The following is a 24,580-nucleotide window of genomic DNA, read 5'->3' as shown; positions in this document are numbered from 1 at the left end:
TTTTCGGCTATACTATTATTAAATATGATATAACGCAATTAAGTTTAAAGGAGTTACCTATGACACAATCTATTATTGAAAATATGAACCCTTTTATCCAGGAAGTGTGGAAAAAGTCCGCATTTGTCCAGCCGACGACGATTCAGACAGAAGCGATCCCGGCTGCCTTGGCAGGAAAAGATATTGTTGCAGAATCACCAACCGGAACAGGCAAGACACTTGCATACTTGCTGCCGGTGCTTGAAAAAATTGATCCTGATAAACAGGCAGTGCAGGCAGTTATTTTAGCGTCCTCCCAGGAGCTTGTGATGCAAATCCTCCAGGAGGTCCAAAAATGGGCGGAGGGAAGCGGCATTAAAGCTGCCTCTTTTATCGGCGGAGCCAATGTGAAAAGGCAGCTTGAAAAATTAAAGAAGCATCCTCATATCGCATTGGGTACACCTGGGCGTGTGTTGGAGCTAATTAAGCAGAAGAAGCTGAAAATGCATGAAGTTAAGACAGTTGTGCTTGATGAAGGCGATCAGCTATTAGTGCCCGAGCATGCACAGGCGGTCCAGAATATTGTTAAATCGACGCTGAAAGAACGACAGATTCTGCTTTTTTCAGCGACCCTGCCGCCGGTTATCGAACAGTTTGCAAAAGAACTGACAGCAGATGCTGAAGTCATTCGTGTCGAAAAGGATGAAACGATTCAGGCTGCAGCTGTCGATCATATTTATTTTGTTGCCGAATCACGGGATAAAATAAAAATGCTCGAAAAGATATCCAGGCTGGAAGGCATTAAGGCTTTGGTGTTTGTGAAGGATATCGGAAATCTGACCGTGATGGCCGAGAAGCTTGATTTTAAAAATATTGCCTCCAGCACACTTCACAGCGACCTAAGTAAATTTGACCGGCAAAAAGCCATTAAAAATTTCCGGACGGGCAAAACCAATATGCTGATTGCAACCGATGTGGCAGCACGTGGCTTGGATATCAAGGGAGTAACCCATGTTGTTCATTTTGATTTCCCGAAAGATATTAACCAATACATCCACCGTTCAGGCAGAACAGGCAGATTTGGCGCCAGCGGAACGGTTATCTCTCTCGTCACCGAAAGAGAAGAACGCGAACTCAAAAAATTCACTAAAGAACTCGGCCAAACCGCAGAGAAAAAGGTTATGCGCGGCGGAGAAATCGTTTAAAAGCACAGTACCAGGTACCTATACCAGTCACTCCAACTGGTATAGGTACCTGGTACTTTTTTTAAGGCTCTGTTAAAGCTTATTGTTGTTTTTTAGCACCCTGTTGATTGGAGCGGAGGGCACGAGATCCTCGAAAATGCATTCGCATTTCCTTCGTGCGGTGTAAATTCGAGGAAGCTTATTCAAAGTCCTGCGGGAGTGCGGATCAAAGGGAGACCCCGCAGGAGCAAAGCGACGAGGAGGCTCCCGGACCGCCCGCGGAAAGGGAGTGCCTCGTGCTGAAATCAACAGGCAAATTTAACAGAGCCTTTTTAAAAAGGAAATTCCCTATATCCTAGCGAATTTAATAGGCAGGTTTTACTTTACTAAAGAATGAGGGGATACATAAGATGGAGAATTTGAGACTGAAAAAGTTTCACGATGAAGTATTGCTTGAAGCTACGATAGATGAATTGCAGGATAAGATGGAGAGTGGAGAGGTTACTTCCAGGGAACTCGTTCTGTTGTATATGGAGCGGATCGGGGAGCAGGATAGGCAGGGTGCTGCGCTCAATTCCGTTCTGGAACTAAATCCGGAGGCTTTACATATAGCGGCAGCACTTGATGCAGAAAGGAAAAAGGCGGGTCCGAGAAGTGCTCTTCACGGAATTCCTATTTTGCTAAAAGACAATATTGACACTGGAGATAAAATGCATACGAGTGCAGGTTCGCTTGCTCTGAAAGATCATTGTGCACAAAAGGATTCATTTGTGGCTGCCCAATTAAGAAAAGCAGGAGCGGTTATCCTGGGAAAAACAAATATGACAGAATGGGCCAATTTTATGACAGAAGGGATGCCAAGCGGATATAGTTCAAGGGGCGGACAGACCCTGAACCCTTATGGACCCGGCAAGTTTGATGTTGGAGGTTCGAGTGCAGGCTCAGGTGCAGCGATTGCAGCCAATTTTGCCGCGGCAGCAATCGGAACTGAGACATCAGGTTCCATTCTGAGCCCTGCAAGCCAGAATTCCCTTGTAGGCATTAAACCGACGGTAGGGCTCATTAGCCGAACGGGCATTATCCCGATCGCACATAGCCAGGACACCGCAGGACCAATGGCGAGATCTGTTAGGGATGCGGCTATTTTATTAAGTGTGCTGGCAGTATCTGACGAGAATGATTCCATTACCTTAACAAATCAAGATCTGCAGGGAAAAGATTTTACAGAGTTTCTTGATCATGATGGCTTGAAAGGATCCCGAATTGGCATCGCAAGGGAAACGTATTTCGAGTATTTAAGCGAAGAGAAGCTTGCTGTTATGAACGAGGCAGTGGCCCAATTGAAAAGGCTTGGAGCAGAGGTAGTGGAGGAAGTAGTGATTCCTTCCACAAAAGCAGAGTGGAGCTATGATGTGCTGACATACGAATTTAAGGCAGATTTGAATGCCTATCTGCGTACTGTCGCACCGCATTTAAATATCCGCTCGCTGGCCGATGTCATTGAATTTAACGAAAAAAACAGCGGGAAAACCTTAAAATATGGTCAAACTATTTTAACAGAGTCGGAAGAAACAAGCGGAAGCCTTACAGAAAAAGCTTATATCTCCTCATTAGAGAAGGATATTTATCTATCAACTGAACAGGGCATTGACCATGTGATGCAGGAGCATCAGCTTGATGCAATCGTGTTCCCCAATAACTTTGGAGCAGGAATTCCTGCCAAAGCAGGCTATCCTTCTATTACGGTTCCAGCCGGATACACGCCAGAAGGTGAACCTGTGGGAATAACCTTTACAGGACTTGCCTATAGTGAACCGTCCTTAATTAAACTTGCTTATGCCTATGAGCAGGCGACAAAGAAAAGAAAGGCTCCGGAGCTTGGCGGTTTATCGTAAGCATTCAAAAAAGAATAAGAGCCTGCCATAATACTCATACTACTTTTGAAAAAGAAAAAAGGAGCAGGTGAGAATATGGGCAGAACAAAGAAAGGGAACGGCAACGCACAGCGCAACAACAATAAACACAGACCACAGCGAACAAGTGAAGAACTTGTAGAATTCACAACTGGAAGCAAAGAAAAGAAAGAAAACAACGTACAAGACTAACAATAAAAAAATCCTCTTTCATCTGAAGGAGGATTTTTTTTTTGGTGCCAGGTACCTATACCACTTTGCGCAACTGGTATAGGTACCTGGTACTTTTAATGGTACTCTTAAATCAATCTGCTTCCACTTTTTTTAGCGGTTTTTCTGCAGGTCCTTCGACGACTGCTCCGTCATAGGAGAAGCGGGAGCCGTGGCACGGGCAGTCCCAGGTACGGTCGCCGTGATTCCATTCGCATTCGCAGCCCATATGGGTGCAGGTTGTGTCAACCAGATGCAATTGGCCGTCAGGATCTTTATAGGCCCCGGTCCGCTTGCCTTTAATCATGACTACTCCGCCCTCATCGTTCTCCAGGTCTGTTGTTTCCTTTGGCACGAATTCAAGCTTCCCTTTAATTAGCTGGCCGGCTACATCCGTGTTTGCAGTAATAAACTTCTTAATGCTCGGATCAGCCTGGAATCTTGAAGGAGTGAACAGCTCTGCATATGGATTTTCTTTTTCCATAATCAAATCCTTAATCAGCATGGCAGCAGCAGTACCGTTCGTCATACCCCATTTTCGATAGCCGGTTGCCACAAAAATATTTTTCTGCTTGGAAGTAATAGGTCCGATATAAGGAATCTTATCGAGTGTATATAAATCCTGGGCAGACCAGCGATATGGATAATCAGTAATGCCGAGCACCTTTTCAGCAAAGCTTTCCAAAGCCGTGTAATGCTGCATCGTATCAGGTCCGTGGCCCGTTTTATGGCTGTCACCGCTCACCAAAATCAATTTTTCTCCATTATAAGGCGTATACCTTAGAGATCGGGTTGGGGAATCGGCACTGTAATACATGCCTCCAGGAAAATCGGTTTTCGTTCTCACCCCAAGGACATACGATCGCTCCGGAGATAATCTGGCAAAATAGAATCCCTTCATGTCCGCGAAAGGGAAGTGGGAAGCAGCAATGACATATTTGCACTTCAGGCGCTGCCCGTCTCTTGTCACTACATCAGGCAGGCTGCCTTCTTCAATATCAGTTGCAGTAGTATTTTCATAAACCGTTCCGCCCATATCGACAAAATCCTTGAGCAGCTTTTTCAAATACTTCAGCGGATGGAATTGAGCCTGATGATGCATGGCCAGGACTGCTGTTGTATCAATGTTAAAAGGAATGCTGTCCTTCATACCGCCGTTAATGCCGAGCTTTTCGTATGCCTGCCACTCTTTTTCCACTTTTTTTGCATACTCATCAGAAACAGAATAAATGATTCCTTCTTCATTGCTGAAGTCACAGTCAATTTGTTTTTCCGAAACCGTATTTCGAACAAACTCAATGGCATCAGTTGAGGCCTGGTAGTACAGCCTGGCCTTGTCCTCGCCGAAATGGCTGATCAATTCATCATAAATTAACCCATGCTGGGCAGTAACCTTCGCTGTTGTATGGCCTGTGGTCCCGTTTAAAATATTGCCGGCTTCAAGAATGGCCACTTTGAAACCTTCTTTGGCAAGGAGGTAACCAGCTGTAATTCCGGTTATGCCGCCTCCTACAATCGCAACTTCTGTTTGGGCATCCTCTCTTAGTCTGTCGAAAGCCGGAAGCTCCTCTTCTCTCCAATAAGGCTCCGGATACTGGGGCATTTTATGGTTGGATGTTGTCATACCTGTCCTCCTGTAAGGTCATATTCATTCATAATTTTTCCTTCAAATCCTATTTGTATACAAATTCCAGTCTTTATCTAACCATACCCATTCAGGCCGCTATTAATCAGGCCTGAATATCCTATCTCTCTTGAAATTACTGGTGCAGGCAAAGGAGGAAGGCGCTTATCCTTTTATAACCTGTTGTTCTGTGAAGAAGTGATGACAACGCAATGATCGGTCAACACGGCGCATAAATCTTTTAATCATTGTTGTAAAAAAGCATGAGAACGCGCGCAGCTTCACAATCGAACACAGCAACACCCCTTCTTCCTGCCGGGAGAAGGGTTTTTTATTGTATTTTTGGATAAAAAAAACAGTGTGAGAAAAGATAAACAGTATCGAATGTTAATGGGGTATCTGCGATGGTTACGTTTAGCTATTTGACAATTTTTATACTAATGGCTCTTTTGTCCACAGAATTTGATATGAAAATTTTTGATTTCACCTTTTGGGAAGCTTTAAAAAATTTGCTGTTTTCAGAGGTTGCCACTGGAAGAATGATTATACTTGTTACGATTGCCGTTGGATTGGTATCCAGCATTGTAGCTGATTTTCGTATTTTTAAAGCGCGAAAACAATCACGCTCTTCTTGATCCTATACTTTAGCAATGTGCCTTGAGCTGGAGGAGAACAAAGAGCAAAAACCGCAGCTTTTAGTGAGTGGATTAGAATTATGCCCAGCACAAGGAACGGAAAACTCTGATTGGATTTTAGGCTGTGATCCAGTATATGCAGACGTCCAAGGCTTTTTATTAAAAGGGAATGGTGATTAGATGTTAAAGGAGAACATTTCTCTTAGCCAGCTGCTGACTTTATTGATCAATTTCCTTTTAGGCAGTGCCATTGTTGTTGGAGTTGGCGGGGATGCAAAAAAAGACGCGTGGATCGCCATCGCGATTTCGGTTGTCATCGGGCTTGGGATCATGCTGTTTTTTTATTTTATCATTAGCCGGATGCCAGGAAAGAATCTGTTTGAAATTATGGAGTTTTGTTTTAAAAGGCCCATTGCTATTATGCTTTCTATTGTTTATATCATCTATTTTCTGTACCTTGCCAGCCGGGTGGTCCGTGACTTTGGCGAATTGATTGCTTCTGCCATTCTCCCGTCAACGCCAATCGAAGTCATTTCACTGACGATATGTATGCTGATGGCCTATATTTTATATCTGGGGCTTGAAGTGCTCGGGAGAACCTCGGAGATTTTCACTCCGTATTTATTCGGGTTTCTGTTTCTTCTCACGATCCTTTTATTCGCCAGCGGGAACGTGAACTTGTTTGAACTGCAGCCAGTCCTGGGAGATGGATTTCAGCCTGTTTTTAAAGCATTATTCCCAACGCTTATTGTGTTTCCCTTTGGTGAGCTGATTGCGTTTACACTGATTCTTCCGGTTGTGACTAATTTTAAATATTGTATGCGTGTGTCTTTAATGGGAGTGGGAATAGCAGGAGCACTCCTGCTATTTGCCATGTTTCTTATGATTGTCACACTGGGAGTGGATGCGCTGCTGCGCTCCAATTTTCCAATGCTGAGTTCAGCACGGGAAGTCTCCATTGGAAACTTTATCGAGAGAATCGATGCGCTGGTTGTTTTTATCATGATGCTGGGGATATTGATTAAAGGCTCAGTATTTATGTTTGCGGGGTTAAAAGGCCTTGAATATACCTTCCGGCTTCCATACCGGTATTTTTCCCTGCCGGTGGCGATGATTGTATCCGTGTTTTCCGTTTTGATTTCCGTTAACTTTGGTGACCATTGGCAGGAGGGGCTTGAGCTGGTTCCATATTATCTGCACCTGCCGATGCAGTTCGGTTTTCCGTCGCTTCTGTTATTCGTTTTAATCTTGAAGCTAAGAAAGAAAAAGTCTAAATCCAGTGCAAAGGAGATGAAGTTTTGAGTATTCTTAAATCACTTTTAAAGATGCGCAAGAAGAAAGAGCTTCCTATCCAAGTTGAAGAACCTCCAGAGGCTGGAGAAGACCTCAAAACGCTGAGTTTAGAGCAGCTGAAGGAAAAAATAAAGGAAGAGTTCGGAAACACTATAGATTTAAGCATGGATGAGCTGAAAACAGAAGGCAAGGATGCACTGCTTGTCTATCTTACAAGCATGGTTGATACAAAACAGCTGAAAGAAACCTTCTTGCAATCACTCAGTGGAAAGCATGATGGACTTGAGCTAACAACGGAGGATGATCTGAAATCGTTATGCAAGGAGAAATTTGGAGGGGCGGGCTACCGGCTCATTGAAACGTTTAATGACATTATTACTGCCCTGCTCTACGGAAATATCATTATCGTTTTTAAAGACTTTGATAAGGCACTCTCCCTTTCCATGACAAGCAGTGAAGAGCGATCGATTACAGAGCCGAGCACGCAGACAGTTATCAGGGGACCAAAGGATGGATTTGTTGAGTCAATATCCACTAATGTAAGCCTGTTAAGAAGAAGAATAAAAAACAGAAATTTGCGCTTCGAGAAGTTTATCATCGGATCCGAGACGAATACTTCTGTCTATATTAGCTATATGGAAGGCATTTCGAATAAAAAAATGGTGGAGGAGGTTCGTAAAAGGCTTAGAAAAATAAAGGTCCATGCCATCTTTGAATCCGGCAATATTGAAGAGCTGATCGCAGATAAAACGGCCACACCCTTTCCGCTTGCGCTAAATACAGAAAGGCCTGATACGGTGGCGGCAAATCTGCTTGATGGCAAGATTGCTATTTTGGTTGATGGCACGCCGTTTGTTTTAATGGTTCCGGCTGTCCTGGTTGATTTCTTTTCTATTGCAGAAGATTATTATCAAAATTTTATGATGGGCAGCTTCTTAAGAATGATAAGGTATTTGGCATTTATGATTGCACTGATTACCCCTTCTTTATATGTCGGTATTTTAACCTTTCACCATGAGCTTTTGCCAACACCGCTCCTGCTGGGGATCATTGCCCAGCGTGAAGGTGTTCCTTTTCCGGCAGTAATTGAAGTCCTTATTATGGAAGTAACCTTTGAGATTTTGCGGGAAGCCGGTGTCCGAATGCCCAGGGCAGTTGGACAAACCGTTTCTATTGTAGGGGCGCTTGTAATCGGGCAGGCTGCCGCCGAAGCAGGGATTATCTCCAATATCATGGTCATTATAGTTGCGATTACTGCCATTGCCAATTTTGTATCACCGACATATAGCTTTGCTGCGGCAGCAAGGCTATTGCGATTTATGCTGATTATTGTCTCGGCTATCTTGGGGCTTTATGGTGTTTTGCTCGTCCTTGTGTTTATTGTAGCTCATTTAAGCTCCCTTAGATCATTTGGGGTTGCTTATTTATCACCAGTTGCACCGTTTATTATTGAACAGCAGAAAGATGTTTTCTTTCGTTTTCCGTTCTGGAGCATGCGGCAGCGCCCTGCTTACTTAAAAACACAGAACCCTGAGAAAATGCCTAATACAGGTTCACCTTCTCCTCCGCCTATGAAAGGGGAGCGGGCAAATTGAAAAAGGTTGCTTTTTTGGCCATTCTTATTCAAGTTATGATCCTGCTTTCAGGATGCTGGGACCAAAGGGAACTCGGGGAAATAACCGTTGTTACTGGAATGGCGGTAGACAAAGGTGAAAACGATAAATATATTCTGACTGTAGAGGGCATTAATGCGACTGAACTAAATAAACAGACAGCAAGCGGATTTGCTCCTTCTATCGTTTATGGTGTGGAAGGCAACTCGCTTGCTGAACTGGCCTACAAAGTGAATGAAGGAATTTCGAGACATTTGATCTATTCGCATATGAGGACATTAATCATCGGAGAAGAACTGGCTAAGGAAGGAATCATTGATTTTATTGATTATCTTGAAAGAAACAGGGAAATTCGTGATGACTTCAATATTTTAATTGCTAGAGGTATGCGGGGGGCTGATATCTTAAGGGTAACCTATCAATTCCAAAAGTCTCCCTCCCTAAAGCTCCATACGCAGCTTGATACCATGATGAAGGATTGGGGGGGCGACCCCGGTGTGAGAATGAATGATGTCATAAAGGCCTGGACTTCTTCTGGCCGGGAGCCTGTCATGGCAGCCGTTACCGTTCTGGGGAATCCAAAGAAGGGTCTCAGTTCCGAGAATATGAAAAAAGTGACTCCGGATGCTCTCGTAATACTCGACTCCCTTGCAATATTTAAAAAGGATAAGTTAGCGGGCTATCTTTCCTTAGAGGATTCAAGGAACTATTTATGGATTCAGGATAAAATAATAAAAACGTCTATTACAGTAGAATGTGCAGAAGATCGCTATATGGGGCTAAGGGTGTATAATACAAGAACGAAGATAAACGGAGAAATTCAAGGCGGCCAGCCAAAAATAGATATTAATATAAGGGCTGAAGCGTACGTGGATGGCACCCATTGCAATAATCAATTTGATAAAGCGAAAACTTTTTTTGATTGCGATAACTGTGCAGAAAAATATTTAGAAAAAGCCATTTCAGGGACGATAAAAAAGGTCCAGGAAGAGTACGAAGCGGATATTTTTGGCTTTGGAGAAGTGGTGCAAAGGCAGGATTATAAAGACTTTAAACAAGTAGAAGACAGCTGGGATGAAAAATTTGCAGAAGCAGATGTGAATGTAGATACAACAGTTATAATTAGAAGATCAGGAATCAGGACAAAAAGCTTTTTGAATGAAGTTAAATAAGATATAATTTTTCTATCGAAATTGATTTACAATTCAGCCTATTTTTGTGGGAAGCTTATTGCAACAAAGGTCTGGGCATAGTCCAGCCCTTATTTCTTTTTTAAAGGGGCCATGACAGATGAACTTTGAGACCGCTGTATTACATAGGAAAAATAAGACTGGTCGGACCATCAAAAGCAAAGTGACGCCTATTTACCAAACCTCTGCTTTTGCCTTTAATGACCTTGAGGAACTGGAGGGGTTTTACCAGGGAAACGGCAATTATTTATATTCCCGGGTAGGAAACCCGAATACGGATGAGCTTGGCGATTTAATTGCCGGGCTGGAAGGGGCACCGGCTGGTGTAGCCGCATCATCAGGTTTGTCAGCCATTTTAGCCGGAGTGCTGGCTGTTGTTAAAAGCGGGGACCATATTGTGGCTGCAGATGACCTGTATGGAGGCAGCTTTCATTTGATTAAAGAAGAGCTGTCACAGCTGGGAATAGAAGTAACGGTCGTACCTTTTTCCGATATGGAGAAAGTTGAGGAAGCAATTAGGGACAATACCAAACTGCTTTATTCCGAATCCATCACCAATCCATTATTGAGAGTGGAAAATTTGGAGGAAGTCGCACGCCTGGCGAAAAAGCACAACCTTATATCCCTGATTGATAATACGTTTGCAACCCCATCCCATTGCCAGCCGTATCTTACGGACATTGACTTAATTGTGCACAGTGCAACGAAATATATTGGCGGGCACAGCGATATTACAGCAGGTGTCCTCGTTGGGGACGAAGCGCTGATTGGGAAAGCGCGCGGAAAAATCGTGAACCTTGGAGCCAATTTAAGTCCGTTTGAAGCATGGCTGACATGCAGGGGGGCCAAAACGCTTGCACTTAGAATGAAGCAGCAATCCTCTAACGCTAAAAAAGTGGCTGAGGCACTAAAGGAAAACCAGGATATTAAAACAGTCTATTATCCGTTTGAGCACGGGGACGCCGGCTTTGGAGCGATTGTGACAATTGAATTGGCTGACAGGATTAAAGTGAATGAGTTTTTCAAAGGACTCGGCTGGGTAAAAATTGTCCCAACCCTTGCAGGCGTTGAAACATCTGTATCCCATCCGCTGACAACCTCACACAGGGCATTGCCTCCTGAAGCCTGCAGGAAACTAGGCATAACCAGCCATGTTGTACGCATTTCAATCGGAATTGAGCATGCAGAAGATATTATTGCCCAGCTAACTCATGCGATCAAACAAGGGCTAGCCTAAACGAAGAAGATTCCCGGCGACGCCGTGGAATCTTTTTTCTTGTTAAGCTTTCTTCCCAATAACAAATTATCCTCTAAATGCTCTCCAGCTTTTCAAAAAGCCAAAACTTCAACAAAACCAAAAAGAGGATGGTTAAAATCAAGTTTTTCCAGCTGATCGTCAACTTGCCGTTCTTTGGCAGAACAATCCCCATCGATACCAGGTACCAGAACCATTTTTTATTTGTCCGCTTATTAGGATTATAAGTTTGGCTTTCCTGGTTCTTTTTATTTTCATGGCGGGCCCAAAGGATGGCAATGATAATATCCAGGACAGAGCCGATTGAAATAGCCGTAATAATAAAAGTCTTGGAGGGCTGCCATTTTCCTTCATTTTCAGCCGCTTTCCTTTTCTGTTTTTCATCCTGGATTTGGATTTCCTTTGTAAAGGCAGATGAAATTTCAGCGGGCTGTTCCTTTTGAAAGGATGGCTTAAAGGCAGCAGCGGCAAAAATTAAGGAACATAGTAAAGCGAAATAGATGATAAAGAAAAGTGCTATTTGCTTTGTGGAACGGCGGATTTGCATAATATGCCCCCCTTGGCATCATCGTACCATTTTCACCATTAAAATATTGGGAAATTATGTTACATATTTATGAACCTATATAAAAGAATCAAGCAGCAATTTTTTTAACGCGAAGGGATGAAGATATTCTTTCCATTCAATACTAAGGTAACAGTATTTTTGGAAGGAGCTGATACTATGCCTGAGCTGCCGGAAATGGAAACTTACAGAAGGTTATTGACTGAACAGCTGGCTGGCAGAACCATTACGGGTGTGGAAATTAACCGGGAAAAGTCGATTAATATCAATCCCGGGCAATTTCAGAGCCAGCTATTAAATGCGCAAATCACGGAAATTCAGCGGAGGGCCAAGCACCTTATCTTCAAGCTAAGTTCCGGCAAAAACCTGCTGCTGCATCTTATGCTTGGCGGTTGGATGTATATTGGCAATGACGAAGACAGCCCTGATCGGACAAAACAGGTCATCCTTTCCTTTGGGGACAAAAAATTATATTTTATCGGCTTAAGACTGGGCTATCTTCACCTCTTAACAGACACTGAATTGGAGAAAGAGCTGGCTGACTTAGGTCCGGAGCCTATGGATCAAACATTCAGTTTTCCTGTGTTCCATGAGCTAATTGGGAGCAGAAGGGGGATGCTGAAGACTACTTTTGTTAATCAGCAGTTTATGTCCGGAATCGGCAATTGCTATAGCGATGAAATCTGCTTCGAAGCCGGTCTGCTTCCTATGAAAAAAGCGGATGAACTGGATGAGGACGAAATCAAAATTCTCTACCAGTCCTTAAAGGGTGTTCTAACGAGAGCCATCCAGTTTGGGGGCTATATGGAGGAACCGCTGTTTAGAGGGGACACAAAAACAGGGGGATATAATGAACAGTGCAGGGTTTATGACAGGGAAGGAGAAGCATGCCTTCGCTGTAGCAGCCCCATTGTAAAAGAAGAAATTTCGTCACGGAAAACATTTTACTGCAGGAATTGCCAAAATTAACGCCCGATTCACCCTTACTGTGCTCAAAACTAAGAGGCTGCCATATCTGGCAGCCCATTCTCCTTACTCTGCTGAATCTCTTTGAACCGGGTCCACTGACGTGGAATCCTTGGTATTCATTGCCCCTTTTAAGAAATAGACAAGCATAAATCCGGCAAGCCCCAATGAAATCATAAAACCTGCCGTAATCGTCCACATTAAAGCCATCTTTTAACCTCCCTTTTCATCAGCCAATGAAGTAAACGGGAATGTGAAAGCGCTTCCTTAGTTAAGGTATATGCCTGAAATCGATAATCTTTCCCTTTCCAATGCGAAAAAAGGAAGGGAACAGAAGTATGAATCACGAAGAATAAAGGCAGGGAGTATTTCAAAGTTGGACTGGTGTAAAGCAGGGTGCCCAAAAAGGGTACTATTCCGAAATTCAATAAAGGAGGAGATTTCATTGGATTTTAAAACAGCTGACCTGTGTGATGAATACAGCAGTGAGCTTCTTGTATGCCAGCAGGAATTTAAATCGTATGGAAAAAGAAGCAAGTTTTCGGGCCCCATTTCAACCGTTAGAGTTTTTGAAGATAATGTGCTGGTAAAAGGGGCATTGGAGTCCATTCCAGAAGGAAATGTGCTGGTCGTTGACGGCGGCGGCTCAAAAAGGTGTGCGTTAATGGGCGACCGGCTCGGTGAGATTGCCCAATCAAGAAGACTCTCGGGTGTAATTATTTATGGCTGTGTCCGGGATACCGTGGAGCTTGGCGGTTTGGAGACCGGGATAATTGCACTTGGCAGCAATCCCTTAAAAAGCAAAAAAGAAGGAAAAGGAGATCGGGATATTCCTGTTACATTCGGCGGAATTGATTGGAAGCCTGGTGATTATGTTTATGCAGACGAGGATGGAGTCATAGTCGCTGCGAGAAGCCTCCTATAGAGGAAAGAAACACCCGTCATTATTGGCGGGTGTTTCTGCTTTTAAGCACTTTCCCTAAAACAGGGGAATAACCTATAGAAAAGGGGGTGCAAGTATGTTTATCATTATATTTTTATTATGGGCTGCTGGTCTTTATATCCTGTTTCGCAAAAGGGAAGAAGATGAACATCTGCTATTTTTAAAGCTAATCGGCTATTATCTCCTGGGCTCATTTAATTTTAGTCTGAATGGACTCGTTCTTCCAGTTGGTTTTGTCATAAGCTTGTTTTTAAAACCGCAGCAAAATAAGAGTGTTAAGCGCGGAGCAGCTATTTTCGGTTTGATCATGATGATTCTCGGTTTGTTTTTAAATTAATCCAAAGTGTTGGCTTCCCTTTCAATGCTGATTTCTTCAGGGAGCATTTTCGAAGCTTCCGGCACCGGGCGGGGTTCATAATCGATTTCATCAGAGGAAAACACTCTGATGACCATTTGGCCGTGTATGGCTTTTGCGCGAATAAGCAATGGGTAGCTGTACCGGTTTTTAAAAGTGAAGTCAGGGCCATACCAGCTGACCGTTGCATCTCGTCCTGGCGGTACATATGGAACCTTTTTGCTGTGGGAGTACCGCTCCAGAACCTTGACGCCCGCCCTGTCAACCGCATTGAAAAGAGTAGAAGATACCTGGCAAATGCCTCCTCCAATATCCTCTGAAAGCTCACCCCTTACGATAACCGGGGCGCGCATATATCCTTTTTCCTTCGTTCTCTTGCCAACTACACGATTAAAGGAAAATGTCTCCCCCGGAAATACAACATGGTTATCGATGGCTTCTGCTGCCAGTTCTATATTATGGGAACGTGTTGTATTATTCGGATTAAAATACGTTACATACTGGGCAATTCGCTTAACGCGGATATGGGCAAGGAGATCCCGGTCCACTCTCGGATAAATGAAAAGCAATGGAACCTCAACTCTTGCCGGGCCTTCTTGATAAAAATATGTATAAAATAGATCTGTAAACGCTTTGCGGTGAAGCCTTCTGCCCGCCTGCTCAGAGATAATTTTTCCTGTATCATCTATATACGCATTTACCGGCGGTATATATGTCCTGCGATCCAATTTGACAAGGAACTGATTATACCTTTCAAGGTCAATAAGGGACGTTCCTGGGAAAGGGATTTGATATTCAGCCCTGGTCATGCTTGAAATGGATTTTCCTTCACTTTCAATTATTAAGCGTTCAGGAAGATTGGCCGTATGAGATTGAACTAAAAGCATTAAACCGAACACCCATGAGAATTTCATATCACTGGCACACCTCCGACCTTAGTATAGGCGGGAAGGCATGGTTTCATGTGCCGAAAAAAGTAAAATGATCTCGTTAATAGCCCATTTCTTCAAGAAGCTCGATCATCACATCGGGCCGGTTGGTAATGAGGCCATCCGCTCCTTTCCTGATAAGCTCTGCCATCGTTTCTTTATCATCTATTGTCCAATAATGTACAGCAATTCCTCTGCGATGCGCTCCATTCATATACTTTTTGGCAGTCAAATCAATCTTGCCTTCTCTTACAGGAATCTGAAATGCATCCACGCTGGGACTGTAAAAATTGCGCAGGAACAGTGTATGCATGATCACGAAATTTTTTATTTCCTGCCGCCCGCCTGCTAAAGCGGTTTTCCCGTATGAAATTTCGGCAAAAGCATCCACGATCTCCTGGTCAAAAGCAACAACGATCACTTGCTCCTCCTTTCCATATTTTTTAATCAGCGTCCATAGATTACCCGCAGCTTCCTCTATTCTGCTGGCAGGGATATCATCCTTGATCTCAATCACCATCTTCATATTTGGAAACGCAATAAAAATCTCATGCACCGTTGGAATATATGTCTCTTTTCCTCTATAGCTTTTTTCTCCATTAAGATCTTCGAAGTCATAGCCTGCATCCAGGGCTTGTATTTCCTCCAAGGTCAGCTCCTCAACAGCGCCCGTGCCATTGGTCGTCCTATCAACAGTCGCATCATGGATGGCCACTAAATGCCCGTCCTTTGTTATGTGAATATCGAATTCAAGAGCATCTACGCCCATATCAACAGCACCCTGGAAAGCAGCCATTGTGTTCGAAGGTGCCAATAATTCTCCACCCTGGTGGGCAATAACCATTGGCCTTTCTGATTCGAAAAAAGGCTTAGCCTCCCGTTTTTCTGCAGGCAGAAACTGGATAGCGACCAGAGCGGCAGCAAAGGCCGCTATCATCATCAGTGCTTTATAGGTTTTTGTTTTGCCTATTTGCAGCTGCGGCATTTTCATTTTCCTCTCTTAAAAAAATCCATATGTCAAAATTCGCTAATAACATGAAAAATCCTTCTCCTATAAGAGCCCGAATCCTTCCCTCTATTAAAGAATATATTGATATAAATCTGATCGTGAGGGAATGAGGAAATTGCAGCCAGTCCAGGCAGAAATGAACCGATTAATCGGAGAGCTTAGGAAAACCCAGACAGGAGATGGTTCCTGGAGGCATCCGTTTGAAACAGGAATCATGACAGATGCGTATATGATTATCCTATTGCGGACATTGAAAATGAAGGATGAAGCACTTATTAAAAAATTGGCGGAGAGAATCGAAAGCCGCCAGGAACATAACGGGGCATGGAAGCTTTTTAGAGACGAGGGGGAAGGTAATTTGTCGTTAACGATTGATGCCTATTACGCCCTTTTATACTCAGGCTATAAACAAAGGCATGATCCCAATATGGCAGCGGCAAGAAAGTTTATTTTATCAAAGGGCGGCATAAAGAAAGCTGGTATGTATACAAAAATCATGCTGGCAATGACGGGCCAATATCCATGGCCAATTATCTTTCCGGTCCCCATTGAAATCGTTCTGCTTCCGCCATCCTGCCCAATCAGCATTTATCAGCTTTCAAGTTTTGCAAGAATTAATTTATTGCCGGTTATTCTGCTGGGAAACAAAAAATACAGCCTCCGGACAAAAAATAGTCCCGATTTAAGTGAACTTTATGGAACAGGAAATAGGGAGGAACTTTGGGGAGAGACACGCTCTGATGATTGGAAAAAGTTTATGAATTCCTTGTCCAGCCTGGTTAAAGGTCTGATTGGCGTTCCGGAGCGGCTCCGCAGCATGGCCCTTGAAGGCACGAAGCAATACATGCTTCAGCGAATGGAACCCGACGGAACGTTATTGAATTATTTTAGCAGCACTTTTTATATGATCTTTGCACTCCTTGCACTCGGCTATACTTCCAGGGATCCGGTCATTACAAAAGCTGTAGAAGGGTTAAAGGGAATGGCCAGTACCATCGATAGCCATACTCACATCCAATATACAGATGCCGCGGTATGGAATACGGCTTTAATTGCACATGCCCTTCAGGAAGCGGGGGTTGATGAGTCAGACGACATGATTCAAAAAGCCAATCAATATCTGCTTTCCAGGCAGCATACACGTTATGGCGACTGGATTGTCCACAATCGGAAAGCACTCCCGGGCGGATGGGGATTTTCCGATTTTAATACTATGCATCCAGATGTGGATGATACAACCGCCAGCTTAAGAAGCATTCATAAGAAAGCTTTACAGGATCCGGTATTTGAGCAATCCATGAAGAGAGGGCAGGAGTGGGCCCAATCCATGCAAAACCGGGATGGGGGGTGGCCGGCATTTGAAAAAAATGTGGATAACCAGCTGTTGAATCTCTTGCCCATCCAGGGGGCTGAATTTATCCTCACAGACCCATCTACAGCTGACTTAACCGGAAGAACACTGGAGTATTTAGGGAAATACACTGCCCTTGACCAAACTGACAATTCTATAAAAAGAGCCATAAAGTGGCTGAAAAAGAATCAGGAGCGAGATGGGTCCTGGTATGGCCGCTGGGGCATTTGCTATCTGTACGGAACATGGGCAGCTCTTACTGGTCTAGCCGCTGCAGGCGAATCACCGGATGAGGCTTATATCAGGAAGGCAGTTAATTGGATAAAGTCGGCTCAAAATAATGATGGCGGCTGGGGAGAATCCTGCAGAAGCGATATAGAAAAGAGGTATATCCCACTGGGTGCCAGCACCTTGACACATACCGCATGGGCAGTGGATGCCCTCATTGCAGTCTCGAAAGAAAACAGTCCCGAAATCAGAAAGGGCATTGCCTTTCTCATTCGCGAAGGACAAAGAGATGACTGGACAACAGACTACCCAAAAGGCCAGGGAATGGCCGGGTTCTTCTATATGCATTACCACAGCTACCGGTATATCTGGCCATTATTGGCACTAAGCCATTATGAGAAGAAATTCAACCAAAAAGGAAGCCCGGAGTAAGAGGGCTTCCTTTTTATACTGGCTGTTTACGTAAACTTTGCTGCTTTTTTAGCAGTGAGGAGAGGCTGATTTTCTATCCAAACATCAGGGTATTGAAACGGCAATATGCCTTAACAGAGGCCCCTGCCAATTCAAATATCCCCTACCTTTTCTCGTTAACCAGCTGGCAGTCTGATGATGAATCATCTTTATTTTTATTCCGCCATAGTTTGTACATGGCTTTTCCGTCACTAAGTGTGCCGTCAGCCATATCCATTGGAAGCAGGGCAAAAAATACATAATAAAACGAGAAATATACGAACTGGTACCAGAGCATGGAAACCTCCAGAATATCAATGCGGATTAAATAGTTAACAATAAAAATACTTGCTACATTAAAAATCGAACCGCCTAAGAAGATCAGTGATTTTGTCAGCTTATTATTATATTTTAAAGAGGCATACTCGCACCCTCCGTACCAAAAATAAAAGCGTCTAACCTCTAGAAACTTCAGTGAAAAAAGCAATTTGCCTGATCCGATGACAACGCGATCCCTTTGGCCCCAAATATGGCCGCAAACAAAATGTGCCCCAATAAGTGAATAAGGGTGACCACCGGAAAAACAACGAAAAAGGCCTGAATGAACTTCATAAAATCATCATAGCCAAACATCTGAGGACCTCCATTTCTAATGTTCTAAGAAAAGCCTGCATATTAGGCATCCTTATTTGTTTGCATATCCCCTGTGTACCCCCTATGTTTGAACATTAACGTACATTCTTTTTCCATATTTGCCAACATGGACAAAGGAGACCGACCATCTGCTACGTCTCAGGTCTTATATGAAAATAAAGCTGAGGCTCGTTATAGCAAAAACGAAATACAGGTAAGATGAAATCAAGAAAGGAGGAAATGAAAATGAAAAAACTTGGATTACTGATAGCAGGTGGGGTTGCAGCAATGGTGCTGATTACGAATTTAGGCCCAATGGCAGGGCTGGCAATAAGTGCAGCGATTCTATATTTTGTGGTAAAACAATTTTTAAAAGCCAATAGCACTTTGGCTAAATTCGGTTACGGGATCATTGGTCTCATCGCATTTATGGCTACAGCAGCGAACTTCCCGGCCATTCTTGGCGTTGCAGCTGCATACGTGCTTTACCTTGTCTATAAAAAGTGGAACGAATCAAGTTCTATCGTAAAAGAAGAAGACAATGACCCTTTCGCGAACTTTGAAAAGCAGTGGGCTGAATTAAAACAAAACTAATAAAAATGAAAGCATGAAAAGGAGAGATCAATATGGCAAACTTATTTACACGCATTAAAGACACGGTAATGGCTGACTTGCATGAAGCATTGGATACAAAGGAGAAAAAGAATCCGATAGCGCTGCTTAATCAATATCTCCGCGAATGTGAACGCGAAACAGAAAAGGTCCGCAAGCTTTTGGAACGCCAATATACATTAAAAGAAGAGTTCACTCGTGAATACGAGCAGGCAATGGAGCTTGCAGGCAAGCGCAAACGCCAGGCTGAAATTGCTTCACAAGCAGGAGAAGAGGAACTCTACCAATTTGCAGCTCAGGAACAAACGCAATATGATGAGCGTGCCAGTCGCTTAAGAGATCTATTAACTCAAGCAATACAGCAAATGGGAGACCTTGAAAGAAAATATGAGGAAATGAAGCATAAGCTCAAAGATATGCACATCCGCCGCATGGAACTGATGGGCCGCGAAAACATTACACGCGCCAACCATCAAATGGATAAAGTACTGGAAAACGGCAGCTATTCTGATAAGTCCTTCTCAAGATTCAAGGAAATCGAATCATACCTTGACCGTCTCGAGCACCAGGTGAAAAGCTCATACCACCGCAGTACTATTGATGCCCGCATCGCTCAGCTGGAAAAAGAGCTCGAGAAGAAGCCTGTTATATAATCCATCGTGTCAGAGGTTTAAAAAGGCTCTTTTCGTATAGAATGTTGTCTTTGGATTATAAAGCTTGCCCGTTGATTTCCGCTCCAGTCACGCAGCGAACCCGCGGGGAGGAACGGGAGCCTCCTCGGCGTTTCACGCCTGCGGGGTCTCCCGCTCCCTCTTCTCCCGCAGGAGTCAAGTGCCTTCCGCTCCAATCAACTCAGTAATTAAAACTAGTTTGAGGCAACAAACTTTGCGAAAAAGCTATTTAAAAACGTGCAAGATAAACATTAAACCAAATTAAAAATCCTGCCTGTATAAAAAACTGCTTTTTAAAAAAGACCGTACGGCTCACTTAATCCTCCGTACAGTCTCTTTTTTCTCGTAAAAACCAAAAACTCATTCTATTTTATGAACAAAAAATGGTATTCTAAAAAGGCGTAGGGATGCTGCGCCTTTTCGGCCTTATTTTTATAAGTTAAATTTCTGAACTTAGATAACTGTCTGGTTTCAGGCGTCATCGGTTGAGCTCATAAAGCCGCCGATAAGCAGGCGCCTTGCGCTTAACTGATCATTCCAATACGCAGAAGGAGGGATGCCTCATGAACTATAAAATAAAAAGCGATTATTTAAGCTGGATCGTAATGGTGGGCATTGTCGTCCTTTTTGTAGAAATTGCCTTTTTTAATAGGGGAGTGATTTTCTCTCTTCTTGTGCCAATTGGAATGGTGTATATTGGAAGAAAGTGGATGCCGCGAACCTCTGGAAAATGGCTTTTCTGGCTGGGGTTAATTTTTCTGCTCATCAATATTTTTAGCATGATGACGTTAAAATTTTTCCTGCTGGCTATTCTGATTCATCTGCTGATTCAGTTTGCGCAATCCAAAAAGGAACCGAAACAAATCAGGCCGGAGTTTAAAGAACCAAGTGTTAATCTTCAAAAAGAAACGGTCATTAAAAAAGATCCGCTTTTTTCCAATATATTTGTCGGCCAGCAGACAACGCCCGAGCAAGTGTATGAATGGAATGATATTAATATACAGACGGGCATTGGCGACTCTGTTATTGACTTAAGCTATACCGTCCTTCCAAAGGGAGAAACCGTCATCTTTATCCGGAATTTTATCGGCAATGTAAAGGTGCTTGTTCCTTACGATGTGGAAGTAAGTGTCAGTCATTCAGCCATTGCAGGCGCTGCAAGAATATTTGAATATGAAGAATCAAAGCTTTTTAACCAAGCACTGCAGCTTCAGACACCAGGCTATGATAAATCGGGCCAGCGCATCAAGATCTTCACCTCACTGCTGGTAGGCGATATAGAGGTGAAACGTGTATGAGTATCATCCAGCGGCAAATTGTTTGGGGGGCCAGCATGTCCCTTCTGATTCTTGCTGTCCTGACTGCTTCCTTTTTCACGATGTTTCCCATTCCTGATTGGGGTGATTTATGGGAAACAGAGGTACTGGATATTCCGTTTATTATCTTCGTGCCAAGCGTCAGTCTGGCGATCGGCCTGATTTTTGGATTCATGTCAGGCTTATATTGGCGCCGGAAGCTTCAGACGGTTGATAGCCTTCTTCATCAGGTTGAGGAAGGGCGCCAGCTGGATGCTGATGAACTGAATACAGGCAAAGAACTCCAGTCCATTGCCGGCAGGGTGGGAAAGATCCAAAAGCATATTGCTGATCAGGCAAAAATCTCTCAAAAGCTTGCAAATGAAAAAGCGGAAGATATTGAAAGCCGAATGCAGGAAATCATTTCTCAGGAACGGAACAGGCTGGCCCGTGAGCTTCACGATTCAGTCAGCCAGCAGCTTTTTGCAGCATCCATGATGATGTCTGCCATAAATGAAACCCAGCAGGACCAGGAAGGCAGGCAGGCGAAGCAGCTGAAAATGGTAGAAGAAATGATTCACCAATCCCAGCTTGAAATGCGTGCTCTTCTTCTGCATTTACGTCCGGCTGCACTGAAAGGCAAAACGCTTCAAGAAGGAATTGAAGAATTGCTTGTTGAATTGCTTCAAAAAGTAGCGCTGGAGATTGATTGGAGGGTGGAAAACTTTCCGCTTGATAAAGGGGTAGAGGACCACTTGTTCCGAATTCTCCAGGAAGCAGTTTCCAATACACTCCGCCATGCGAAATCGCATAATTTGGAAGTGCTGCTTATTCAAAGGGATGATTATGCCATACTCCGTGTGGCAGATGACGGAGTCGGCTTTGATGTTGAGGAAACAAAGGCCGGATCATACGGGCTGCAAAATATGTATGAACGGGCAGCCGAAGTCGGCGGGAGCATGAAAATCATCAGTGTGAAAGATAAAGGAACACGACTTGAGGTAAAGGTTCCAATTATGTAAAAAATGTCTGCGAAGAGGCGAGACTAAATGCAGAGGGTGAGGCCAATGATTAAAGTTTTATTTGTCGATGACCATGAAATGGTTCGGATCGGAGTGTCTTCGTATCTGACGGCACAGCCGGATATTGAAGTCATAGGAGAAGCGGATAACGGGAAAACGGCTATTGAGATGGCACTTAAATTGCGGCCGGATATTATTTTAATGGATCTGGTAATGAAAGAAATGGACGGAATCGAAGCAACCAGGAATATCATCGAGCAATGGCCGGAAGCAAAGATCATTATTGTGACAAGCTTCCTGGATGATGAAAAAGTGTATCCGGCACTTGAAGCAGGGGCTACAAGCTATATGCTTAAAACCTCCAAAGCAAGTGAAATCGCGGATGCAGTCCGTTCCACTTACCATGGCCAATCCGTGCTGGAGCCGGAAGTGACCGGCAAAATGATGGTGAAAATGAGGCAGAAAAACCAGCATCAGCCCCATGAAGAGCTGACCAGCCGTGAGATGGAAATTCTTCTGTTAATGACAGAAGGAAAAACGAACCAGGAAATTGCTGACGAACTTTTCATTGCCTTAAAAACAGTCAAAACACATGTTAGCAACATCTTAAGCAAGCTGCAGGTCCAGGACAGGACGCAGGCTGTTATCTATGCCTTCAAGCACTCGCTGGTAAAATAGAGTGAAAGAGCTAATGATTTGTTAGCTCTTTTTATTTTGCACAAATAGCCGCAATCGAAAAAATCATGATTCAGATACAGTGCAGGAGGGTAACAATAAAACAAACAAAAAATTTGGCGGTGATATAATGTCAGTTATAGCGTTACTAAAAAAAGGGAATAAATCTTCAGGAATGGCCGCTCTCGGAAATACGGCATTAACGATTGCCAAAGGGATAGCGGCCATGGTGAGCGGAAGCGGAGCCATGCTTGCCACAACACTTCATTCTCTTGCGGATGCCCTGAACCAGGGATTTGTCTTCTTTGGCAGTGCTCTTGCTGAAAAGGAACCAACCAAGAGATTTCCTACGGGATTTGGAAGGGTCATTAATCTATTTGTTCTGATAGCAGTTATTGTTATTTCCATAATGGCTTACGAAACCATACATAAGGGATGGGAGCTGATTCAGCATCCGAAAGAATCGACAGATCTCTGGCTTAATGTGGGCGTTATGGTACTGGCGGTTTTGGTAGATGGCTTTATTTTAGTAAAGGCAATGAAGGAAATTGCCCATGAAACCAGAACTCCGGCCAAAGGCTTGGGAGTAGTGCCTGTTGCATTTAAAAATGTCGGGCTTGCCACTCCTCCAACACGGCTTGTTTTTTATGAAGATATCATTGCTACCTTTGGTGCACTCCTTGCTCTAATATCCATTGTGATAGCCCATTTTACCGGCTTATATTTTCTCGATGGCGTCGGAACCCTTCTAATTGGGCTCCTGCTGGTTGGAATCGCCATCAAAATCGGTTTTGAGAACACATTGGGCCTGATCGGTGTTGCAGCACCAAAAGATATTGAAGACCGAATTGCCAAAATTATTCTTGATGATCCTGATGTTGTTGATATCAAACAGCTGAGGCTTATCCAAGAGGGAAGAAGATACCATGTGGAGGGCTATATCGAGCTAGTTGAAGGCCTGACCCTTGCGGTTGCTGATGATATTAAAATTGGCGTAAGAAACAAATTGCTCGATGACCCGGATATTAGTGATGTGACCATTGGAATATTGGAAACAGACCAAATCCAAACGTGGAAACAATAAAGAAAAGGAAGCCTTGCAGTGCAGGCTTCCTTTTTGCTGCAGCGAAAAGAAATGATTAGTGAAACTTATATCTGATTGTTAGTTTAGTCGCCAGCATACTTCCTGCAGCGGTAAAAACCGTCAGGAAGTACGCTGCAAATGCTATGTTTGGATAATCATAAATATTGTTAATCCCAATCCCGATGAATGCCCACGCAAATACCAGGGGATAAACCCAGTCGTCATTTTTAATGCGAAACATTAAAGCCAAAGCGGCAGAGATAGCAAGCATGATATATGTCCACCATATTTCGGGCAGCCCGGTCCCAATCAAGCCAATATTCACAAGATAATAGCTAATATTTGCAATGGTGGCTACGGAAATCCATCCTAAATAAATGGAAAACGGTACAATATCCAAAAAGTCTGGGTCCGAATTTTTTGTTTTCCTATACAAGCCGGTTAAAGCAAAAAGCAGTGAAATCATAACGAAAACTGAAATAAGAAAAAATTCGAAATGCCAGGCGAAAATCCACAAGCTATTTAAAATGCAGGTCAGTATAAATAAATTACTGGCTCTCTTATAGATTGGGAGGTTTCTGCGTTTTTCGGGAAATTGCCTCACAATCCAAATGCCGAGCAGTAAATAAATCAACCCCCAGATACTGAACACATAACCTGCAGGAGTGAATAGAACGTCCAGTTTATTAGAAATTTCACCTGTTGTCTGTCCGTTTAATGGCAATATATTTGCAAGCGCATTAACTGTAATCATGATCAAGTAGGCAAATATTTGAACGATAAAAATCAAAAGTCTCCATCCCCTTTCCCTAATAGAATATATATTCCACTTTTGGGCCTTAATAATCTTAACGAGCACATTGCATGGAAGCTTTAGGTATATGCCCATTGCTTTT

26 protein-coding genes are annotated in these 24,580 nt (G+C 43.4%); 18 read left to right on the top strand and 8 right to left on the bottom strand.

From position 1 onward, the window contains the following. Positions 1-59 precede the first annotated feature (59 nt). The 3 genes from AC3ZVC_RS01020 (at position 60) to AC3ZVC_RS01010 (ending at position 3,268) form a co-directional block, all read left to right on the top strand. Positions 60-1,184 carry a DEAD/DEAH box helicase gene (locus AC3ZVC_RS01020; RefSeq protein ID WP_490065891.1) on the top strand — a complete coding sequence of 375 codons (1,125 nt, stop codon included), beginning with the start codon at positions 60-62 and terminating at the stop codon, positions 1,182-1,184. A 389-nt stretch (positions 1,185-1,573) separates the two neighbouring features. Continuing rightward, positions 1,574-3,058, top strand: a complete 1,485-nt coding sequence (locus tag AC3ZVC_RS01015; RefSeq protein WP_490065890.1) for an amidase — start codon at positions 1,574-1,576, stop codon at positions 3,056-3,058. 75 nt (positions 3,059-3,133) lie between these two features. Further along, a complete protein-coding gene (locus tag AC3ZVC_RS01010) occupies positions 3,134-3,268 on the top strand; it encodes a hypothetical protein (protein ID WP_258309396.1) in 135 nt (44 codons plus the stop codon). 112 nt (positions 3,269-3,380) lie between these two features. Here AC3ZVC_RS01010 and AC3ZVC_RS01005 read toward each other — a convergent pair whose 3' ends face one another. After that, positions 3,381-4,910, bottom strand: a complete 1,530-nt coding sequence (locus AC3ZVC_RS01005) for an FAD-dependent oxidoreductase (protein WP_490065889.1) — start codon at positions 4,908-4,910, stop codon at positions 3,381-3,383. 404 nt (positions 4,911-5,314) lie between these two features. Between AC3ZVC_RS01005 and AC3ZVC_RS01000 the strand changes: the two genes are divergently transcribed. The 5 genes from AC3ZVC_RS01000 to AC3ZVC_RS00980 all read left to right on the top strand — a co-directional run bounded on the left by AC3ZVC_RS01000 (position 5,315) and on the right by AC3ZVC_RS00980 (position 10,878). Next, the gene (locus AC3ZVC_RS01000) at positions 5,315-5,545 is read left to right on the top strand and encodes a hypothetical protein (RefSeq protein ID WP_490065888.1); all 231 of its coding nucleotides are present in this window, start codon (positions 5,315-5,317) and stop codon (positions 5,543-5,545) included. 180 nt (positions 5,546-5,725) lie between these two features. Further along, a complete protein-coding gene (locus tag AC3ZVC_RS00995; RefSeq protein ID WP_490065887.1) occupies positions 5,726-6,847 on the top strand; it encodes a GerAB/ArcD/ProY family transporter in 1,122 nt (373 codons plus the stop codon). Then, positions 6,844-8,433, top strand: a complete 1,590-nt coding sequence (locus AC3ZVC_RS00990) for a spore germination protein (protein WP_490065886.1) — start codon at positions 6,844-6,846, stop codon at positions 8,431-8,433. Before AC3ZVC_RS00995 ends, AC3ZVC_RS00990 begins: the two co-directional genes overlap by 4 nt. Further along, entirely contained in the window at positions 8,430-9,623 is a 1,194-nt protein-coding gene (locus AC3ZVC_RS00985) for a Ger(x)C family spore germination protein (protein WP_490065885.1), read from the top strand. Before AC3ZVC_RS00990 ends, AC3ZVC_RS00985 begins: the two co-directional genes overlap by 4 nt. A gap of 118 nt (positions 9,624-9,741) precedes the next feature. Beyond that, positions 9,742-10,878: a trans-sulfuration enzyme family protein gene (locus AC3ZVC_RS00980; protein ID WP_490065884.1), complete on the top strand. Its 1,137-nt coding sequence runs from the start codon at positions 9,742-9,744 to the stop codon at positions 10,876-10,878. A 73-nt stretch (positions 10,879-10,951) separates the two neighbouring features. Here the strand turns inward: AC3ZVC_RS00980 and AC3ZVC_RS00975 are convergent, their stop codons facing one another. Next, entirely contained in the window at positions 10,952-11,443 is a 492-nt protein-coding gene (locus AC3ZVC_RS00975; protein ID WP_490065883.1) for a hypothetical protein, read from the bottom strand. A 177-nt stretch (positions 11,444-11,620) separates the two neighbouring features. On the opposite strand from AC3ZVC_RS00975, the gene mutM reads away from it, so the two are divergent. Further along, entirely contained in the window at positions 11,621-12,430 is an 810-nt protein-coding gene (gene mutM, locus AC3ZVC_RS00970; protein WP_490065882.1) for a bifunctional DNA-formamidopyrimidine glycosylase/DNA-(apurinic or apyrimidinic site) lyase, read from the top strand. Positions 12,431-12,493: 63 nt separating this feature from the next. On the opposite strand, the gene AC3ZVC_RS00965 is transcribed toward mutM, so the two are convergent. Beyond that, complete coding sequence (locus tag AC3ZVC_RS00965) at positions 12,494-12,637, bottom strand: hypothetical protein (RefSeq protein ID WP_214729147.1); 144 nt, start codon at positions 12,635-12,637, stop codon at positions 12,494-12,496. Between the two features lie 235 nt (positions 12,638-12,872). Here AC3ZVC_RS00965 and rraA point away from each other — a divergent pair, with 235 nt between their 5' ends. Next, the gene (gene rraA / locus AC3ZVC_RS00960) at positions 12,873-13,352 is read left to right on the top strand and encodes a ribonuclease E activity regulator RraA (protein WP_490065881.1); all 480 of its coding nucleotides are present in this window, start codon (positions 12,873-12,875) and stop codon (positions 13,350-13,352) included. 94 nt (positions 13,353-13,446) lie between these two features. Then, entirely contained in the window at positions 13,447-13,707 is a 261-nt protein-coding gene (locus AC3ZVC_RS00955; RefSeq protein ID WP_490065880.1) for a hypothetical protein, read from the top strand. Here AC3ZVC_RS00955 and AC3ZVC_RS00950 read toward each other — a convergent pair. Then, positions 13,704-14,639, bottom strand: a complete 936-nt coding sequence (locus AC3ZVC_RS00950; RefSeq protein WP_490065879.1) for a VanW family protein — start codon at positions 14,637-14,639, stop codon at positions 13,704-13,706. The two genes, AC3ZVC_RS00955 and AC3ZVC_RS00950, sit on opposite strands and share 4 nt — an antisense overlap. A gap of 76 nt (positions 14,640-14,715) precedes the next feature. Then, the gene (locus AC3ZVC_RS00945; protein ID WP_490065878.1) at positions 14,716-15,639 is read right to left on the bottom strand and encodes a glycerophosphodiester phosphodiesterase family protein; all 924 of its coding nucleotides are present in this window, start codon (positions 15,637-15,639) and stop codon (positions 14,716-14,718) included. 130 nt (positions 15,640-15,769) lie between these two features. On the opposite strand from AC3ZVC_RS00945, the gene shc reads away from it, so the two are divergent. Continuing rightward, on the top strand, positions 15,770-17,674 hold the full coding sequence (gene shc, locus AC3ZVC_RS00940; RefSeq protein ID WP_490065877.1) for a squalene--hopene cyclase: 1,905 nt from the start codon (positions 15,770-15,772) through the stop codon (positions 17,672-17,674). 142 nt (positions 17,675-17,816) lie between these two features. Here shc and AC3ZVC_RS00935 read toward each other — a convergent pair whose 3' ends face one another. Continuing rightward, on the bottom strand, positions 17,817-18,179 hold the full coding sequence (locus tag AC3ZVC_RS00935) for a hypothetical protein (protein ID WP_490065876.1): 363 nt from the start codon (positions 18,177-18,179) through the stop codon (positions 17,817-17,819). Further along, positions 18,164-18,325, bottom strand: coding sequence for a hypothetical protein (locus AC3ZVC_RS00930; protein ID WP_490065875.1), 162 nt, complete (start codon positions 18,323-18,325; stop codon positions 18,164-18,166). The genes AC3ZVC_RS00935 and AC3ZVC_RS00930 overlap by 16 nt, the downstream gene beginning before the upstream one ends. 246 nt (positions 18,326-18,571) lie before the next feature. On the opposite strand from AC3ZVC_RS00930, the gene AC3ZVC_RS00925 reads away from it, so the two are divergent. The 6 genes from AC3ZVC_RS00925 to AC3ZVC_RS00900 all read left to right on the top strand — a co-directional run bounded on the left by AC3ZVC_RS00925 (position 18,572) and on the right by AC3ZVC_RS00900 (position 23,684). Beyond that, the gene (locus tag AC3ZVC_RS00925) at positions 18,572-18,919 is read left to right on the top strand and encodes a lmo0954 family membrane protein (protein WP_490065874.1); all 348 of its coding nucleotides are present in this window, start codon (positions 18,572-18,574) and stop codon (positions 18,917-18,919) included. A gap of 32 nt (positions 18,920-18,951) precedes the next feature. Then, complete coding sequence (locus AC3ZVC_RS00920; protein WP_490065873.1) at positions 18,952-19,590, top strand: PspA/IM30 family protein; 639 nt, start codon at positions 18,952-18,954, stop codon at positions 19,588-19,590. Between the two features lie 581 nt (positions 19,591-20,171). Next, positions 20,172-20,906 carry a cell wall-active antibiotics response protein LiaF gene (liaF, locus tag AC3ZVC_RS00915; protein ID WP_490065872.1) on the top strand — a complete coding sequence of 245 codons (735 nt, stop codon included), beginning with the start codon at positions 20,172-20,174 and terminating at the stop codon, positions 20,904-20,906. Continuing rightward, entirely contained in the window at positions 20,903-21,925 is a 1,023-nt protein-coding gene (locus AC3ZVC_RS00910) for a sensor histidine kinase (RefSeq protein ID WP_490065871.1), read from the top strand. Before liaF ends, AC3ZVC_RS00910 begins: the two co-directional genes overlap by 4 nt. A gap of 45 nt (positions 21,926-21,970) precedes the next feature. Then, complete coding sequence (locus AC3ZVC_RS00905) at positions 21,971-22,603, top strand: response regulator transcription factor (protein ID WP_490065870.1); 633 nt, start codon at positions 21,971-21,973, stop codon at positions 22,601-22,603. Between the two features lie 127 nt (positions 22,604-22,730). Continuing rightward, positions 22,731-23,684, top strand: coding sequence for a cation diffusion facilitator family transporter (locus AC3ZVC_RS00900; protein WP_490065869.1), 954 nt, complete (start codon positions 22,731-22,733; stop codon positions 23,682-23,684). A gap of 55 nt (positions 23,685-23,739) precedes the next feature. Here the strand turns inward: AC3ZVC_RS00900 and AC3ZVC_RS00895 are convergent, their stop codons facing one another. Further along, positions 23,740-24,474, bottom strand: coding sequence for a TspO/MBR family protein (locus AC3ZVC_RS00895; RefSeq protein WP_490065868.1), 735 nt, complete (start codon positions 24,472-24,474; stop codon positions 23,740-23,742). Positions 24,475-24,580 lie beyond the last annotated feature (106 nt).

It is taken from the genome of Cytobacillus sp. C11.1 (assembly GCF_058145115.1).
The sequence above is the reverse complement of the archived record's forward strand: the minus strand, read 5'-3'. Positions and strand labels throughout refer to the sequence as shown.